At 42.9% G+C, this 18,042-nt stretch carries 17 protein-coding genes and 1 pseudogene; 5 read left to right on the forward strand and 13 right to left on the reverse strand.

The annotated features are described in order from the left end of the window. Positions 1–4 precede the first annotated feature (4 nt). The 6 genes and pseudogenes from MHH46_RS23030 to MHH46_RS23055 form a co-directional block, all read right to left on the reverse strand. Positions 5–82, reverse strand: a pseudogene (locus MHH46_RS23030) (transcriptional regulator); the annotation flags it as partial. A gap of 364 nt (positions 83–446) precedes the next feature. After that, a complete protein-coding gene (locus tag MHH46_RS23035; protein ID WP_076194967.1) occupies positions 447–1,616 on the reverse strand; it encodes an MFS transporter in 1,170 nt (389 codons plus the stop codon). A gap of 23 nt (positions 1,617–1,639) precedes the next feature. Next, positions 1,640–2,458, reverse strand: a complete 819-nt coding sequence (locus MHH46_RS23040) for a MerR family transcriptional regulator (RefSeq protein WP_076194965.1) — start codon at positions 2,456–2,458, stop codon at positions 1,640–1,642. Between the two features lie 1,768 nt (positions 2,459–4,226). Then, on the reverse strand, positions 4,227–5,204 hold the full coding sequence (locus MHH46_RS23045) for a phosphotransferase (RefSeq protein ID WP_076130256.1): 978 nt from the start codon (positions 5,202–5,204) through the stop codon (positions 4,227–4,229). Between the two features lie 249 nt (positions 5,205–5,453). Further along, positions 5,454–6,377, reverse strand: coding sequence for a helix-turn-helix transcriptional regulator (locus MHH46_RS23050; RefSeq protein WP_076130257.1), 924 nt, complete (start codon positions 6,375–6,377; stop codon positions 5,454–5,456). A 277-nt stretch (positions 6,378–6,654) separates the two neighbouring features. Then, a complete protein-coding gene (locus MHH46_RS23055) occupies positions 6,655–7,836 on the reverse strand; it encodes a CynX/NimT family MFS transporter (protein WP_076130258.1) in 1,182 nt (393 codons plus the stop codon). Positions 7,837–8,018: 182 nt separating this feature from the next. Here MHH46_RS23055 and MHH46_RS23060 point away from each other — a divergent pair, with 182 nt between their 5' ends. From MHH46_RS23060 to MHH46_RS23070, 3 genes are all read left to right on the forward strand, one after another. Beyond that, positions 8,019–8,879, forward strand: coding sequence for a LysR family transcriptional regulator (locus MHH46_RS23060; protein ID WP_248548368.1), 861 nt, complete (start codon positions 8,019–8,021; stop codon positions 8,877–8,879). A gap of 80 nt (positions 8,880–8,959) precedes the next feature. Then, positions 8,960–9,367: a VOC family protein gene (locus tag MHH46_RS23065; protein WP_076130260.1), complete on the forward strand. Its 408-nt coding sequence runs from the start codon at positions 8,960–8,962 to the stop codon at positions 9,365–9,367. Positions 9,368–9,449: 82 nt separating this feature from the next. Beyond that, positions 9,450–9,926 carry a hypothetical protein gene (locus MHH46_RS23070; protein ID WP_076194765.1) on the forward strand — a complete coding sequence of 159 codons (477 nt, stop codon included), beginning with the start codon at positions 9,450–9,452 and terminating at the stop codon, positions 9,924–9,926. Between the two features lie 103 nt (positions 9,927–10,029). Here the strand turns inward: MHH46_RS23070 and MHH46_RS23075 are convergent, their stop codons facing one another. The 6 genes from MHH46_RS23075 to MHH46_RS23100 form a co-directional block, all read right to left on the reverse strand. Further along, the gene (locus MHH46_RS23075; RefSeq protein WP_218640935.1) at positions 10,030–10,380 is read right to left on the reverse strand and encodes a DUF6678 family protein; all 351 of its coding nucleotides are present in this window, start codon (positions 10,378–10,380) and stop codon (positions 10,030–10,032) included. A gap of 327 nt (positions 10,381–10,707) precedes the next feature. Further along, positions 10,708–11,223: a hypothetical protein gene (locus tag MHH46_RS23080; protein WP_218642215.1), complete on the reverse strand. Its 516-nt coding sequence runs from the start codon at positions 11,221–11,223 to the stop codon at positions 10,708–10,710. Then, entirely contained in the window at positions 11,195–11,848 is a 654-nt protein-coding gene (locus MHH46_RS23085; protein ID WP_218642216.1) for a hypothetical protein, read from the reverse strand. Before MHH46_RS23085 ends, MHH46_RS23080 begins: the two co-directional genes overlap by 29 nt. A 307-nt stretch (positions 11,849–12,155) precedes the next feature. Then, positions 12,156–14,324 carry a serine hydrolase gene (locus tag MHH46_RS23090; protein WP_081387971.1) on the reverse strand — a complete coding sequence of 723 codons (2,169 nt, stop codon included), beginning with the start codon at positions 14,322–14,324 and terminating at the stop codon, positions 12,156–12,158. A 202-nt stretch (positions 14,325–14,526) separates the two neighbouring features. Then, positions 14,527–14,880, reverse strand: coding sequence for a VOC family protein (locus MHH46_RS23095; RefSeq protein WP_076186911.1), 354 nt, complete (start codon positions 14,878–14,880; stop codon positions 14,527–14,529). 160 nt (positions 14,881–15,040) lie between these two features. After that, positions 15,041–15,652, reverse strand: coding sequence for a DedA family protein (locus tag MHH46_RS23100; RefSeq protein ID WP_076130264.1), 612 nt, complete (start codon positions 15,650–15,652; stop codon positions 15,041–15,043). Positions 15,653–15,738: 86 nt separating this feature from the next. Here MHH46_RS23100 and MHH46_RS23105 point away from each other — a divergent pair, with 86 nt between their 5' ends. After that, a complete protein-coding gene (locus tag MHH46_RS23105) occupies positions 15,739–17,184 on the forward strand; it encodes a hypothetical protein (protein WP_076194767.1) in 1,446 nt (481 codons plus the stop codon). A 244-nt stretch (positions 17,185–17,428) separates the two neighbouring features. Further along, positions 17,429–17,641 (forward strand): hypothetical protein, encoded by a 213-nt coding sequence (locus MHH46_RS23110; RefSeq protein WP_038572647.1) that lies wholly within the window; start codon positions 17,429–17,431, stop codon positions 17,639–17,641. Between the two features lie 85 nt (positions 17,642–17,726). Here the strand turns inward: MHH46_RS23110 and MHH46_RS23115 are convergent, their stop codons facing one another. Further along, on the reverse strand, positions 17,727–18,038 hold the full coding sequence (locus tag MHH46_RS23115; RefSeq protein ID WP_076194804.1) for a hypothetical protein: 312 nt from the start codon (positions 18,036–18,038) through the stop codon (positions 17,727–17,729). Positions 18,039–18,042 lie beyond the last annotated feature (4 nt).

The raw sequence follows: 18,042 nt of genomic DNA on the forward strand, positions 1-18,042 counted from the left end.
TCCAATAGTAACGATAGCACGTATCGTGATCCACTTTTCTCGTCCTAAGTATGCCAATCTGGTCGTAATAACGCAGTGTCATCTCCTATCTACAACATAAAGTGAGTATACAGTTTCCCGTGCTGAGAAACGTCAATGATGCTTTTATTCATTCGAGAAATTACTCTTAGATGAACAAAAGCAGCCGATCGTGTTGATCGGCTGCCTTCTTGTTTTTATTAAGATATCGTTTCACTCTAGCTTAAAGTTCAGGTAATGAATCGACATGTGATTCGACTTCAAAAATAAATTCTTCGAGGTTATCGCTTCTAATATCTGACAGTAATCAAATAAACACTCAACATCAGCTCTGTCCATTAAATTGGAATGCTGATACTCAGTCCCAGATGGCTCTGGAAAAATTCGGCGATAAAGTTCTCTTTGTCGTTCTCCAATCCATTTCTTATTTAAACCATAGTAATTTTAGTCCTACTGCTCATTTTTTTAAATAGTAAGATGGCAAGAAGTAAAGCTATACATACAGCGGCAAAACCCAGCCAATTCAAATATAGGACAGAGGTACGACTGATGACTAACCCGCCTAATCCAGATCCCAGTGCAAAGCCAAATTGGATGAACGAAGTATTTACACTAAGAGCAATGTCCGGATTTCGAGGCGCCAGAGTAACCAGATATAGTTGCTGGGCCGGGGAAATACTCCACGTTGCTAACATAAAAATCATTAAAACCAAGATTAAAACCAACAGATTGACTCCGGCTAGAGCAAATAAAAGCAGAGTCGCCCCTTGTAACAGAAGCCCGAGACAAATGGTAAATTTCGATCCCTTTGCATCTGCCAGTTGTCCGCCCAGCTTTGATCCGACAAAGCTGCAAATGCCCGCCAGGAACAGAACACCGCTAATTTCGGTCATGGAAAGAGAGGACGTGGCTTGCAAGAAAGGCGTAATATAAGTAAACAGTGTAGAATAGCCGCCGACATAAAACAACGTAATAACCAAGGCCATCAGAATGGTTGGATTTTTTAAAATAGAGAGCTGCATTCTGAGGGTAACCTTTTCCTCTTCTTTGATTGCCGGAACCTTTTTATAGATGATAAGTAATGGAAGAATACTTAATAATCCGATTAAAACAAATAGCACTCTCCATCCAAACATCTCACTAAAAAATGTGCCCACAGGAACACCAAGCACTAGTGAACTGCTAAGCCCCATCAAAATGATACCGATGGCATTGCCCCTTTTTTCTTTTTCAACGAGTCGGGTCGCTATTGCCATGGCTACAACGGTAGCGACTCCTCCGCTAGCCCCTTGGATAATACGTATCCATAGTACTGTTTCATAAGCAAGATCTACAAACATAAGTCCATTGCTGGCAATAAACACACCTAGGGTGATCATTAGTAGTTTCTTGCGATCTGCATTGATCGTTAATGCAATCAAAACCGGAGCGACAAAGGCTGCAGAGAGGGCAAACACAGTCACCAATAATCCAACTTCAGAAGTAGATACTCCCAAGTCCACAGCAATCATCTCAATAACTCCTGTAATAATATATTCAATGGTTCCAATCAGAAAAACAGCCAGTGCCAGAATATAAATGATCCGTTTATTTTTCAATTTCCCCCACTCCACTTCTTCTGTTATCTATTTATAATGGGAATTTGTATTTCTATGAATTGTGCATCTCGTTCTGGAGATAACGGTAAATATAACTCCCTGCCCGGTTCGTTCTCCTTGATCTGATAGTTGTTTTTCTCAATCCATTTAGCTAAATGAACACAGGCAGCACAATCAAAACTAGTATTTGAATGAAAAGCCATTGTGGCCATCATCGGTTCAGGAGGAAGAGTCCGTAGCTGAAACGGTTCTGGAAATGATCGCAGCTCACAGGTTAAAAAATACCCGACTTCAAACTCAAACTCATCCTCTTTTCCTTCGACTTCTTTCCACAAAACAACCTGAGGGCCTTGAATGAATTGACGATTTTCCGTCGTTATAAACTGATCAAATTGACGAAGCAAATCCGGAATGTCCTCTTCTTTCCCGCATGCTTTCTGATAAAGAAACAATTGAGCACCCTCTGCTTTGACTCTGATTTCTTGACCCGTTTCGAATTGCCCCTCTTTTTCTATAAGCTGCATACGTTCCTCAATCCTGACGAGTTTAGCTTGTTCCGTATCGATGATATGCTGGATTTCGCTTCTTTTCAGCTTAAACATGCCTTGAATATTTTCTAATGAAATATTTTCCTGAAGCAGCTGTTTAATTTGAGGCAATGTAAAACCCAATTCCTTATAGATTAAAATTCGGTTGAGCTCAAGGAGCTGATCTGCGGAATAGTAACGGTAGCACGTATCCTGATCCACTTTTTTCGGCCTTAGTATGCCAATCTGGTCGTAATAACGCAGTGTTTTTAAGGATACCTTGCTTAGCCTAGAAAATGCACTAATTTTGAACAAAATATCATCTCCAATCTATAACATAAAGTGAGTATACAGTTTCCCGTGCAGGGGAAAGTCAAGGATGCTTTTATTTATTTGAGAAATTACTCTTAGATGAACAAAAGCAGCTGATCGTGTTGATCGGCTGCCTTCTTGTTTATATTAAGCTTCTTTCCAAGGTTTAATTGGTGCGTTATAAGCCAATAAACGTTTTCACCTTTGCCCATCCTTCAATTATCGCACGGAGTAGCTAGCTTGAGCTATAGGTAGCTAATTCCGCGCACAGTGTAGATAGCTTGAGCTATAGACGGCTAGTTTAAACACTGGGTAGCACGTTTAGGAGCAAATTTGGCAGGCGGCGTTCTTTTCACCAACTGTTCGGACTCAGTTGCTCTTATTTCCACAATTCAGCTCGTTTTGCCACACTATCGGACTCAGTTGCAGCTATTCGCTCAAATGTACTTCTTTTCTACGCAAATCAAGGGCAATAAGAGCTATACAGTCCGAAACCTTCGCAATATGAACCCATATGCTGAAATAGCTGCAATACGGTCCGATACGATCAAGATCGCGCAAAGGGCAGCTAGTTTCGAGACATAGGCGGCTAGTTTGAGCAACAGGTAACAAATTCTGCGCACGGTGTAGATAGCTTGAGCTGTAGTTAGCTAATTCTGCGCACGGTGTAGCTAGGTTGGGCCATAGGTAGCTAATTCCGCGCACGGTGCAGCTAGGTTGAGCTATAGGTAGCTAATTCCGCGCACGGTGCAGCTAGGTTGAGCTATAGATAGCTAATTCCGCGCACGGTGCAGCTAGGTTGAGCTATAGGTAGCTAATTCCGCGCACGGTGCAGCTAGGTTGAGATATAGGTAGCTAATTCCGCGCACGGTGCAGCTAGGTTGAGCTATAGGTAGCTAATTCCGCGCACGGTGCAGCTAGGTTGAGCTATAGGTAGCTAATTCCGCGCACGGTGCAGCTAGGTTGAGCTATAGGTAGCTAATTCCGCGCACGGTGTATAGGCGGCTAGTTTAAACACTGGGTAGCACGTTTAGGAGCAAATTTGACAGGCGGCGTTCTTTTCACCAACTGTTCGGACTCAGTTGCTCTTATTTCCACAATTCAGCTCGTTTTGCCACACTATCGGACTCAGTTGCAGCTATTCGCTCAAATGTACTTCTTTTCTACGCAAAGCAAGGGTAATAAGAGCTATACAGTCCGAAATCTTCGTAATATGAACCCATATGCTGAAATAGCTGCAATACAGTCCGATACGATCAAGATCGCGCAAAGGGCAGCTAGTTTCGAGACATAGGCGGCTAGTTTGAGCAACAGGTTACAAATTCTGCGCACGGAGTAGCTAGGTTGGGCTATAGGTAGCTAATTCCGCGCACGGTGTAGATAGCTCGAGCTGTAGTTAGCTAATTCCGCGCACGGTGTAGATAGCTTGAGCTATAGACGGCTAGTTTAAGCGCTAGGTAGCACGTTTAGGAGCAAATTTGGCAGGCGGCGTTCTTTTCACCAACTGTTCGGACTCAGTTGCTCTTATTTCCACAATTCAGCTCGTTTTGCCAAACTATCGGACTCAGTTGCAGCTATCCCCTCAAATGTACTTCTTTTCTACGCAAATCAAGGGCAATAAGAGCTATACAGTCCGAAACCTTCGCAATATGAACCCATATGCTGGAATAGCTGCAATACGGTCCGATACGATCAAGATCGCGCAAAGGGCAGCTGATCACGCAGCTGGCTGATCGTGATTTGAGACAACGTTTCCCGTTAGTAGAACAAATTACTCCCAGTAAGGAGTCCCACTAAAAAGAAATTCTTTTTTATTTACATATAACTTAAATTCCCGACTTGCTAATCTACTAATGTGACTGGGTAACCACTCATTAGATTCAGGCAACCCAAGCCAAAAATTCATTGTTTCGAGTTGGGCAGCTACAAAGAAACCATCTAACTGTTGAACATAGTTATGAGGCAGGCCGAATTGTTTGGCGTATGATTCTAGCAACTGGCTTCTGAACGCTGGGTGGATATAAGAAAGTGCCCAACCTAAATCGAATAAATAATATCCGAACCCGCAAGCTCCAAAATCAATGGCTCTAGCTTCTTGTTTATGAAACACATAATTACTTGGAATCAAGTCTGCGTGAATTATCCCCCAGTTGCCAGGTGTTCTTTCTATATCGTTCATCATTAAAATTGCACGCTCACCGGCCAATTGCAGAATTTCCACATCATTTTTATTGAGCTCACCACCGTCAGCAAGCTGTTTGAGCTTTTCTAATGATTGTGAAATTCTAGTATTATCAAAGGATGGTCTAGTAAATGATTGCGGAACCTTCCAAATAGATGATTGTTTATGAAGCTTTCCGATCAATTCACCTACGCACTCGGCATCATTGACTGTTGGAACAAATTGTTTTTGTTCACCCTCTACCCATTTTACCAATGTACAGTTCATGTCAGCTATCTTAGTAACATATTCACCAATGTTATTTTTTATAGGTGACGGTAACACCAGATCAGTATCATTTATTAATGATTGCAGCCAAATCATTTCTGAATGAATGACTTTTTCCTCAGACCAAATACTTTCCATCGAATCATTTTTTGATAGATGTATCCGCAAACTATAGCAGTTACTTTCCTTATCTGTCACTTTATAGATGGTGTTTGCATTTTGGCCAATATGAGCTATTGATTGATAAGTAAACGAATAACAAGTTAATGCTTCTATTGCAACATCATGAGTATTTAACATGTTCTCCTCACTCCCCCTGAAACAACCGAATAAGGACATCGTACCATGACTTTTTCTAATAGTTCGGGAGAGAACTCTTATATTTATATTTTATCCACCACTTAGTTTATTAAGGTAACTTGCCCGTTAGTTGAATAAAGGCAGCCGATCACATTTACTGACGGGCTGCCTTTATCGTGTTTATGGAACTAGCGTTTCCCGTTAGCTTAATGCCATTGCCTATGCATCACCAATCTCCGATATACGTGTCTACTTTACTTTATTTAATAAGTTTGTCACCATTCTACTCAATGTCCCTTGATCGACGAAAGGAGCAAGGCTTGCCAGCAGATCTGGGCTAAGATGTTCAGCTTCGACTCCACTAATTAACTTCTCGAGATTTTCCCTGTCCAGAAAAGGTGCGAGGCTTATGATCCGGTTAGCATCAATAGTGCCATCTGCAACCCGGTCTACCAAGCGGCTTAACGTTTCTCTGCTAATAAAGGGTGCCAGCCCTTGAACGAAATGCCAGCTCAAGCTACCCTCTTCTGCTTGTTGAACCAACCGATCTACATGTTCTCTTTCAAGAAACGGGGCAATTCCAACAAGATTGTGCACTTCTAAGGAACCGTCAATCGATTTATCTACCAGTCGGCTTAATGTGTCGCTGCTGACGAACGGAGCGAGTCCAGTAATGGCATTCCACATAATTTCGCCCTCTTCTGCCTGACGAACCAGTTCATCCAATGTATCTGTTCCAAGGAACGGAGCCAGCCGCATGATCACGTCTAACTTAAGGACGCTGCTGTCTAATCGTTCTGTAACCTTATGCAGAGCGCTTGCTTTTACAAACGGTGCTACTTCTACAAGCTCTTCCACCTTCATCTCACCGGTATTGACCATCTCTGCAACTTGGTCCGGCCTGTTCTCTGCGATCTCCTCAACGATCGTTCCTAGGTGCTGGTGCTCCCGATTTTCTGAGTTGTCTCCTGCATTTAAAATGTCGTCTACCGTTTTGCCGAATAACCTCGCAAACTGCGGAAGCGTTCCGATATCCGGTAGCGAGTCGCCCCGTTCCCATTTCGATACCGCTTGATGACTTACATTCAGTTGATCGGCAAGTTCCAATTGGGTCAAATCCTGGTCTTTGCGAAGCTTCGAAATATAAGCTCCAATTTTACGCAAGTCGAGCATTGTATACCTCCAATAAAACAAAATGTACAGTGCGCACTGTCGAAAACAGCATAGCATTTCCTCAAACGCAATCCTATCAAGCGGTGGTTGAATTTTCACAGGCGCTTTATTCAACTGCCGGTAGAATTGTCCACTTTTGTCACTTTCATTTATAGGTTTTTTTCTACAGTTCATTTCCATTATCCTGCCCGCTAGTTGAATTACACCACGTACGTTCATAGGTCCATGCAAGCACAACTTCACTAATTGATCAACATGAAGCTATCACACGGAATCTTTAATGGACACGAGAAATAGATGGAGAACTTTTTTTATTTCCTATAGCCATTTGAACGATAATCTGAAGCACGATGATTACAGACAAACCATAGAATGCTTGAACGAAGCTACCTGTTGCATCGTGGAGCCAGCCAATCGCTAGCGGCCCAAACGCTCCGAGAATGTAGCCACCAGATTGGGTCATTGCGGACCAGCTACTGGCTTCCTGAGCATTGCTTGTTTCATCAATGGGCAACATCAGTGCAATCGGGAACAGCCCACCCGCCCCAATACCGAGAGGAATCGCCGCGAGCCAGGGGCTAACGGATAGGTTCAGCATCAAGACACCCGTCAACTCTAATATTGCACACCCGACAAGCCAGAATACACGTCTTTGGTAACGATGTACAAGCATCGGAATGAACAAAGTAGAGGGCAGCGATATCAAGGTAAATAAAGTTTGGATTTTGCCGGCCGTCTCTTGACTATACCCCTGGCTTTGGATTGCTGGCGCAAGCCAAGCGGTCAACGAATAGAAGATCGCTGCCATCAGCCCGAAGAATAATGTCAGCACCCAGGCACGTTTGTTGTTCACCGGAAGTGGTGCATTAAGTACACTCGAGATTTTACCGGATTGTCGATCTGTGCGCGCAGACCAGGCTAATCTTAACCAAATCGGCAATGCAATAGCTGCGAGTAATGCCCATACAGCCATCGAGCCTCTCCACGAACCACCCAGCGTATGCTGCAGCGGGACCGATAGTCCCACACTAATGCTGGCCCCCATCACCATCGCTGTAGAGTAAATACCCACCATGGATGCCACTCGGTCAGGGAAGTACTGCTTAATGAAACTGGACAACAGCGGCCCTGCCAATGCAATTCCTACACCGGAAAGAAAAGAAGTGAACATCATCAAAGGAGTTGTACCAACAAACCATCGTAATCCCGTACCTAACCCAATGAGGATTAAAGCCAGAACAATTGCGCCCTCATTTCCCCACCTTCTGCTTAATCGTACGGAGAACGGAGCAAATATGCCCATGCATAATACCGGAAGTGTGGTTAACAAACTGGCGGTAATCCCGCTTATACCCAGATCATTCTGAATGATGCTCATTAGAGGAGAAATGGATGTAATGGGTGGTCGTAAATTCAGTGAAGCCAGGATAAGCGCCAAGACGATATAAAAAAGTTTCATTATGAATCACCTCATGGTAGTAGTATCGATGCATTCTCCCATGATCCTATTTGTTAATAGCAGATCTTTGGGAGGGCACGATTAAGTATAGAATCATTAGAATGATTGAACAATACTATAGTTTCTATTAAAATGATTACTAAAACCAATGATTAGAGGTCATTCATATGGAGATTCGTCAGATGGAAAACTTCATTGCTGTGTGTGAGGAGCTTCATTTTACACGAGCAGCTGAGAAGCTTGGCATATCTCAGCCTACGTTGAGTCAACAAATACGCGCGCTTGAGGATGAACTCGGAGTTCCCTTATTTGACCGAGTCGGCAAAAAGATTGTGATGACTCAAGCAGGAAATCTGTTTTTGGAGCACTGTGTACAGATGATTCGGCATTTACAGAATACCCAGGATGCGTTAGCTGAATTACGCAATGATCAACGAGGTCGGTTGGTAATTGGTGTTCTCCCTTCCGATCTGGACTATCGGCTCACCCCATTGCTCGTAAATTTTCATACGCGATTCCCCAAGGTGCAGCTGAAGCTTATCTCTTCGATCTACGTCTTGAATCAAGTACTGGATAATGAAGTAGACATCGGGATCGAGATCACCTCTGCTCCAGATGATCGGCTTGTACGCATTCCCTTGTGCAGTGAAGAATATGTACTTGTCGTTTCTGAGAATCATGATTGGGCTGAACGAAGCACGATTGTAATCCAGGAACTGCGTAATATCCAAACTGTGATGTTCCCCGAAGGATTTACAGGCAGAGAATTGGTTGATGGCTATTGCCGAAAATATGGATTCAGCTTAAATACGATCATGGAGACCAGTTCGGCAACTTCCATTATTAGCTTGGTGAAAGCCAACGTCGGAGGAACATTGCTGCCTTACCGTTTGATCCAAGCAATGAATGAACCAACACTACGCTGCATCCGAATTACAGACGATCCGCCATATCGTCACTTTGAGATCATTCATCGGTCCGACCGTTTTCTGACAAAATCGGCCAAGGCATTTATTGAGAAAACTATCGAGTATTTCAACTAAAGGTGAGATGCGAAAGAGATCGCTTCTGCTGCCAGAAGTAGAGTATAGTAGGAATGAAAATATATTAGGAGGCTACAGCCATGTCACAGGAGATTTGGATTAACCTGCCAGTCAAAGATGTTGAGAGGTCAACTGCCTTTTTCAATGAGATTGGATTCCAAGCGGTGAGTGTTGGTAACGAGAGAGCTAAGCTTGTTATAGGTCAAACAACAATTCTGCTGTTCCCGGATGCGGCGTTTGAGAAATTTACTGGTTCAAAAACCGCAGATACTTCCCATAGCGCTGAAGTAATCTTCTCCATTGGTGCTGAAAGCAGAGAAGAAGTAGATGCCTTTGTCCAAAAAGTAGAGGCTGCTGGAGGAAACATCTTTGGCAAGCCAAGTGAGACTGACGGCTGGATGTACGGCGCAGGATTTGCCGACCTGGACGGTCACCGCTGGAATCTGCTGTACATGGATGAGAGCAAAATGCCAAAACGCGAAATTTGAAGCGAAAAGCCAACACCAACAAATCCAAGATATGGTGTAATGATTCGGGCTTATACGTTGATGAAAAGAGCTGGGGAACGGAATGAATAAAGAAAATAGGGACTTCGCTGAACGAGTTCTTAAACATCTTTGTATTGGGGCAAAAATTGATGGTCTTAGATTTGGAGTATCAAGTGGTGCTACTCAAGTTTATTTAACTAAGTATGAAGGCTTCGATGATTTAGCTGGTCAACTGTACCTGAACATTGAATCAAAGTGGACTATATTGGATTCAGTTCCCTCTCAATACCCTAGTAATGAAAGTCAAATTGCAGATGTTTCTGAGGAAGAAAAATACAGTCAGATCATAAAGATGAGACGTGAAAAGATTATAGATATACAATTGGGAGACAGCACTCCACATTTAATTATAAGCTTTGAATCAGGTAGCATACTATTTGTTATTGGTTTTCATGAGAAGTATGAATGTTGGCAGGTGGGAGTAGAATCTGATAACTGGCTAGTTGTTGCATGTCCAATGAATGGAATTGCTACATGGACTTCAAATAAATTTGAATAATAATAAAACACTCCATTGTCAGGAGTGTTTTTTCTTTTATATACAGATATACATTTAATGGTCAAACTGTACTTTGTGTTTGGAAGCATTGAGGTGAAGCGTATTATATATAATCAATGAATTCATTAGTTTTGTTATATCCATAAATTATGATGGAGTCGGTAGTTACTTCACCTGGAACATGTATTTTTTTCAAGATTTGAATTAAATCAGCATTTATCGAGTCATTTTCAGCATGAATTTCTAACCACTCAATAAATTTGTAACCACCATCTGAAAAATGGTAATACCAATCTCCATCCCAAAGGCTGATATAGCCAGTATCAATGTCTTTAATCCTCCATTTGGTTGGAAAGGCATAGTTGAGCATTGCTTGTCTTATTTCTTCCCATTTTGTGTTGTTCATTAAAGGTTTTAGTTCATTTGAATCCATATATTCACCTTTTTCATCCATCAGTACTGAACGTGTTTATTCCACTTCATCATTTTCTCTTGTACAAAACTTCCCGGTAGTTGAATGAAGGCAGCTGATCGCATTGACTGACGGGCTGCCTTATCATGTTTATTGAACTAACGTGTCCCGTTAGCGTAATGCAATCAGTAAAAAACTTACCCATACCTACGGTTCACCACTTTGGTTGAAGCGGTGAATTTTGGAGCCACTCTTATATCAACCGAGCACTCATTTTCGGCACGTGACAATTTTCCCAATTAGCTTTTATGAACGCCCGATGCATGAGCAAGCGTGTTGTACTTGAGATAATCATCATATTACTGATCGTCACTCTGCTGTGAATTGTTGTGTTGAGTTCACACCCTCCACAACTTGGCCGCTAGACAGATAGTAATCTCTTTGCACTGAACCGTCTGTTTTGGTGCTTTTGACCACAAAGACCTGGCCTACTTCTATCGGCATCAGATAGTTATCGTAAGGAAGATAATTGTCCACCAGTGGAAGGTCTTGGATATCTTCATAGGCGTCCTCCAATCGCCAAAATTCTCGATAGGCGTAATCCTTGAACCCGTTCAAATCCTGCTTACCAAAATAAGATGCTGCATATTCCTTGCCCTGTAAGGAGATGTAATCTACTCTGGATGGCTCAATATCTTTAGCAATCCAACTTAGGTTCTCAGAATAAATGTTATCGCCATAATGCTCCTGTAATTGATTGCCCATACAAGGGATGGATTGGGTCTTATAGTCCATTTCATCAAGCCCGGTATGCGCTGAGCCGTAAATGCCCATAACGCTCTCATTGCCCAACTTCTCAAATTCGCGAATAAAGTTTTCCGTCATCGTGTCTTCCCGATATACGCCGTCTTCTTTGCTGTAAAAAACACGGCCTTGCCGGATCGCTTCCATTGTTAAAGTATACTTCTCCGATTCTCCCAGATCGTTTGCCACAAGATAAATAGCGGCTCCCGGTAGTTTCATATTGATGCCCGATGTCTGTGCCGTGGAAAATCGTCTCCGGACACTCGCTCTTTATTTTTTTGTAGAACTCTTTGACATCAGGGTTGTGACTACGTGTCCGTTCCCAATCATCATAAATCTCCTCTAAAATATCATCATTGTCCGACTGCATCCATAGATTCAAGTATTCGGCGGTAAAATAGGGCAGCTCGACGAATAAGTGCCTCATGCCCTCGTTATGGTAGTATTGAGACCACAATTTATATTCCTTGTCCAATATCTTGGCTACGCCGTGTGCTTCACCGTACAGATAAATGCTGCCCGATGCTTGCGCTACCACAGGTGTCACTATAGTCGGCTGCGCAGATTTACTTGCTGTCTTGCCTGCGGTGGAATTATCGCAGGCAGTAAGGCTACTGACCACAAGTATAACGATCAGGGTAAGCAGCAGAGGTTGTACAAGCATCATTTTCGCTTTGGCTACGAAGGTGAGATTATGGTCATTCATAAACTAGGATCAACCTTTCATGTACATTTATAAATCCATAATTTGGTATTCCCTAGCTGATGCAAGATTTCCTGCTATCTCATCTTTAATTCTATATAGATTAAGGGAAAATGTGTCCTTTAGCGCAAGGAAGGTAGCCGTTCATATAGGCCAGCTACCTTCGTTTTAGATTAAGCTATTGTTTCCTATTAGAATGAATCAAGGCACTTTTTATGTATCTTTTTAGTTTATCCAACTTTTCTTAGGGAATCTACTTTCATATAGGCAGGACTATATCTTGACTCGTTATGAAATGCCTACTGCGAAGTTACTGAGTGGTAATCTCGAACTTCGTACCAGCATCTCCGGCGAAAACAATAGATCCTCCCGCGGGCAGTTCGACCTGATCCTTGCCACCGATGACACTGAAGTAGATGCATTTTCCCCTGGCATTATAAACAGCGAAGGAAGTGTTCGGGGACATGCTCACCTTAACGATCTTCCCCCTGTCCTTTTCGCTTATCGCATACCATTGGGCGTATCCGTCAGGCAGAATTGTAACGGTTGACATCTTAGTGAAGTTAAAAGGCTTCACGGCATCCTCGTTCACTAAGAGGATTTCACCCATCTTTAGGTACTCAACGCCGTCTTGTGTAAAGAACGTAAGACCTAAAAGATCTCGCCCGCTCATTCCCGGTATTTGCAATTCGGAGATGGCCGTATTCGGGCCGGTTATTCGCTTATCAAACACGTATCCAGGCAACTGTTTCGACACATTCAAGTTGATGGTTACCGATGTCAAATAAGAAATCGACGTATACTTCCCATTCAGCAGATAATACTTCTTGCCGTCGCGCTGCATCCATGCTTTTTTTGTCTTTGTCGAAAGATCTTGAGGCTGGAGCTTTTCCGCGTTGTACTCTGACAGAGCCGTCTGCCCAAGAGCTGGCACCGAAACGTATTGACGAATCCATAAGTAAGTGCGGCCATTCTTATTCGTCACAAAGCTGATCATCACTTTCCCATCCGCACTCTTAAACGTGCCGTCCGCAGAATACTCGTAGATCTGTACCGGGTTATCAGATGGCTGCTCCGAAGTAATGGACATGACGCCGCCTTCGTTAATATCGATGTTAAACGTTCCTATATACGTACCATAGATTCCCGAATACTGCAGCATGGATTCTGGCATATCTGCCTTTACCGGCACGCCGTAAGACTTCTCAGGCTTGATTTCAGCAATTATACCTTTCTCCTTCAGCGCCTGAAGTAGGATTTCGTTCGCCAAAAGCTGGTCGTACGTGCCGCTCCCACCGGAAGAGACAACAGCTACCGCCATCTCCTGCTCTGGAAGCACAACGAGTGACGCGTGATAGAGAGTGACGTCCCCGCCTTTGGTCAATGCCTTTATTCCGTATTCGCTGAACGGATACAGATTGACGCTGTCCCAGCCTAGACCGTATTCGATTGAGTTGTCCGCATCGTCAGGCCACAAAGGCATCTTGTACTCGTTTTGCGCCATGGCCGCAACCGATCTACCAGATAAGACTTCTTCCGCTTCCCCCGTGAAAATCGTTGAAAATCGAGCCAAATCCTCTGCCGTGGAATAGATACCTCCAGTCCCTATCATGTTAATCGTCTGGTTGGGAAGTTGTCCTATATAGTTATGATAATAGAGTCCCGCCATCTTCGCCGTATCCGGAGAATCGAGCGGCGTCACCGTATTAGCCATACCCAGAGGTTCTGTAATATATCGATGGATATAAGAGGTAAAGTCCATGCCGCTGACCTGCTCGACCAAAATCTCGGCCAGCGTAAATCCGTCATTGCAGTAAACCGAATAAGCGCCCGGGTCTGCTTTCAAGGTCTGCTCGGACAGTTGCTTCAGCAGTGTGTCGTGGGCATAGGTGTCGTTATCTTCGAATAAATCGGCGTTCATCACCGATGATCCGTTCAGACCGGAAGAATGATTCAGCAGCATGCGCGCTGTAATCTGCTTATAGCGTGCATCCTTCATCGTAAACTCGGGGATATAATGGACAACCGGCGTATCAAGATCGATTTTCCCTTGATCGACCAACTGCATAACGGCAACCGTGGTAAACATTTTACTCGTCGAGGCGATCCCATACATCGTGTCTTTCGTGAGCGTCTTCTGTCCCTGCTCATCATTTCTGCCGGATTGGCCAGATACAACAATGTTGCCATGATCAATAAGGGCGTACTGTACACTGTTAGTATCGTAACCTTTCGTAAGGAGATCGGCTTTCTCATTTGCAGCTTTCATGGTTAATTCGTAGGTGAGTCCAGCTTCGTAAGAAGGCGAGTCCACTTCAATCGTTGACACGGTTATCGGAGCAGCACTTGACTCGATCACCTCAGTCGTATTCAGTCCTATTGCTATGTTCTGCGTCTCTGTCGCTTTGTTGTCGTCGCAGGAGGTTAACAGCAGAAGCAGACATAGCACAGCTAGCATTATCCATCGACTTTCCATCATTTGAACTCCCCTTCCGGAGTTTTGGTAGATATAACACTAAATTGGTATATTTATATATTAATGAAAAATTAGTATTTACGCAAAACTGCCCGTTAGTTGAATAAAGACAGCCGATCCACTGACCGGCTGCCTTATGTCATCATTTAGCTATCGCTATTCGATAGTTTAACAATCAAGATTTCTGCACGCCGTGACCACTCTTCTAATGTCTATGCTCAAGGATGTTGATAAGTTTGCCAAACGGGTCGCGGACATAGAATCGCCGAACACCCCAAGGCTCATCAACAAGCCCATATTCTATCGGAAATCCAGCTTTCTTCATGCTTTCAAATGTAGCATCGACATCATCGACTTCAATTGATAGATCAGGCGTAGGCGTTTCTGAGCCACCCTGTGAGGCAAAACTAATCTGAATACTCATCTCCTCGTCTAAACCATAAGTTCTAATCCAACCATGATCCATCATTAAATCAAGACCGAGCACATCCTCGTAAAAGCATTTAGCTGCCGTGAGATCCTTCGTGTTTATATTGGCGACGATTCGTTTGACCTTCATTTCAAACCTCCCAGACATAAGTAGATTATCCTTGAATATAGAATGCATTCAACATATAACAGTTAATTCTAGCCTCGACGTTCCTGACCTTTATTTATCCATATTTAGCTGCGGAGGCTCACCGAGCAGAAAACACCAGAAAACACCCGAAGAACTGGCATTAAGTCTGGTTACGAAATCTCCGTACTAACCACCTCAACACAAGAAGCACCACGATTCCGCAAATGGTATAACTGATTGGGCGAATAAATTGCTCCACGATACCCCAGTTGTCACCTAAGCGGTATCCCAGATAGATCAAAGCTAAGTTCCACGGGATACAGCCGAGTGCTGTAAATGTTATGAATCTCCAAGCTTTCATTCCAGCAACCCCTGCGGGCAGTGAGATAAAAGTACGAATAAAGGGCAACATACGAGTAAAAAATACGGTACTCTCTCCATAACGCTCGAACCAACGCTCCGATTGCTCCAAATGATGCTCATTTAGGAGAATATATTTTCCGTATTTTTCTAATAACCGGCGTCCACCAGCCTTACCAATATAGTAGGCAATGATGGAACCCAGTAGGTTTCCGAATATCCCAGCGACAGCAACTTCCATAAAAGTAAGCGAGCCTTGCGCAATCAGCCAGCCACCGCTGAGCATAATCACTTCACTGGGAATGGGAATACAGGCACTCTCTAGAATCATCCCTAACCATATGCCCCAAATGCCCATAGAATTGACAAGGTGAAGCGCGGATTCAGATATCCACGTAAATAGTTGATGCATGAGTGTTCACTCCGCTTCATAAATTTTACTATTCCTTAAGAAAGTCTCGTTATAATTGAACAAAAAACGGGGGGGAAAACAAAATAATGATGAAATTCAATATACACAAATTTTTGTATGGCATATTCGTTATAGCCGCTATCTTGCTGATGTTCCCTAAATTTTCTTACAATGATCCCGATACCTTCTGGCATATAGAGCTAGGACAATATATGATCGAGCACGGACAAGTTCTACATCATGCCATACATACTTTTTACGGAGATAAGCTGCCCTACGTCCCTCATGAATTCGGATTCCAACTGCTCGTTGCCCCGCTTTATGCAGCTTTTGGATGGCCGGGTGTGTATATTTTGACCGCTGTATGCTTGTTCTTTTTAGTGCTCGGATTGCTTCGGCTGGGCAAGGTTTCACGCAAAGAACTGGGACTTCAAGAAGACCATGTTCTCCTGCTCCCTTTTGTGCTGCTAATTTCTTGCTGGATTTATTATAATTATTTCAAAGGCCGTCCACAGATGATCTCTTCGTTTATGATTGTCTGGTTTTTCGTATATTTACGTGAATATCAAATGAGTTCTCAAAAGAAATATGCCGCTGCGATGATTGCTCTTTCTATTGCCATTGCCAATTTTCATGCAGGAGTATGGCTTGTAATTGCTGTATTTACAGGGATGGCTCTGCTTGAATCCTTGATCCAAAAAACGCTGAATGGGCGTAAAATCATAGTCTTCAGTCTCGTCTGGTTCGTTGGCATTCTAAATCCAGGCGGCGTAAAAAGTCTCTTGTTTATTTTGACAGTTACGAAAAAGAACTTTAACCTGCTGATCAATGAATGGCAGCCGATTCGGTTCAATAGCTTGGAGAATTTGCCCATCTTACTATTGCTTTTGTTCTTTGCCTGCACACTTCCTTTTGCACTCCAGCGTAAACCGTTCCGTTTTTTTCTTATGCTTGGGATTCTATACCTCGGTGTATCAAACTTCAAGCAAAACCTATTTATGTGGCTGTTCATCCCCTATTTTGCGGCTGTATTTTTTGATGTGCTTCCTGAATTCACCAAAACAGGTATTCTAGTCCGACAAAGTACATTACGAGGGTTACTGGCAGTTGGCCTGCTGCTAAACATTGCTTATCTATTCCTTGTACCACCAGTTATTGACGCCAAAAAATATCCTGTCGATGAAATGGACTATATTCTACAGCATACATCTGAAGGTACACGTCCGAAAGTTCTCGCACACTACGGTTCATCCGGCTATGTCATGTTTCGAGGGGGAGATGTGTTATGTGATGGCAGACAAGATCCCTTCGTGACAAAAGATTCTCTTGGCGTATTGGGTTGGACTGCTTTTGAACGCTCGATGCACGGATTCTCTGAATACCTTCCCGAGATCGTTAATTACGATCAGCCCGATTATGTAATTACGAGCAAAAAGGTCTCCTATAAACTACTCAAGGAATGGACACAAAAATTCGGTCAGCCCGTATTTACAGGGACCTATGGCAGTGTCTTCTCGTTTATCCCAGAGTGATGATCCGGCTCGTTAATTCCTCACTCTGTAGAACGCAAAAAAACGCTGACCTGAGGCAATCTAGCCAATAGTCACCATCCGCAATTAAGTATTCTGATTAATAACATCCGTATGGTAAGGATATACATAATTACGACAAATAAGAAAAATAAGTTAGTAAAATATCAAATCTAGCGTTGATTGTTCCTAAATTGTATAGTATTTTATGGAAGAAAGGTAATTTAAAAGAAGGGAGGAATTAAAAATGGACAAGATGTGTATGGAAATGATGATGAACATGTGTATGGATGATATGATGTCTAAGATGAACTGTATGAAGATGGGCATGGAAAAAATGTCTGAAATGGGCATGATGGATATGAACATGGATATGATGATGAAAAAAATGCAGGACTGCGATGAAATGATGACTATGTGTATGACAATGATGCGCGAAGGAATGCAAATGTCTAAGTAGCCTATAGACCATCGTAAGTTTGGCAGAGCAGACTAACTGCATGCCTTTTTTTATTTTCTATTTATTATTACAATGTGAGCTTAAATTATATCCTGATATATCTACTCTGAATCTTCTTCGATAGATTAATCCGTTCCTGCTTTAACTCCCAGACTTTCTCTTTCCACCGGTACTGCTCTACTGGATCCGCACTTTCCCTCAGCTTATTAAATAAATCCATTAATATTGCATTTATATCGTCGAATTGAATCCACAGCTCTTTCACACTTTGTTCTGTTGTCTCAGCATGAGAATTCTTACTCAGCTTATTCAAACGATCTATGATGTCAGCTTGCCACTGTCCATCGTTAATTGCTTTGGCGTAGTTTAGAAGATCCAGATAATCATCGACAGACATTTTC

The sequence above is a fragment of the Paenibacillus sp. FSL H8-0175 genome (genome assembly GCF_045040615.1).
Classification (GTDB): Bacteria; Bacillota; Bacilli; order Paenibacillales; family Paenibacillaceae; genus Paenibacillus_AQ; species Paenibacillus_AQ odorifer.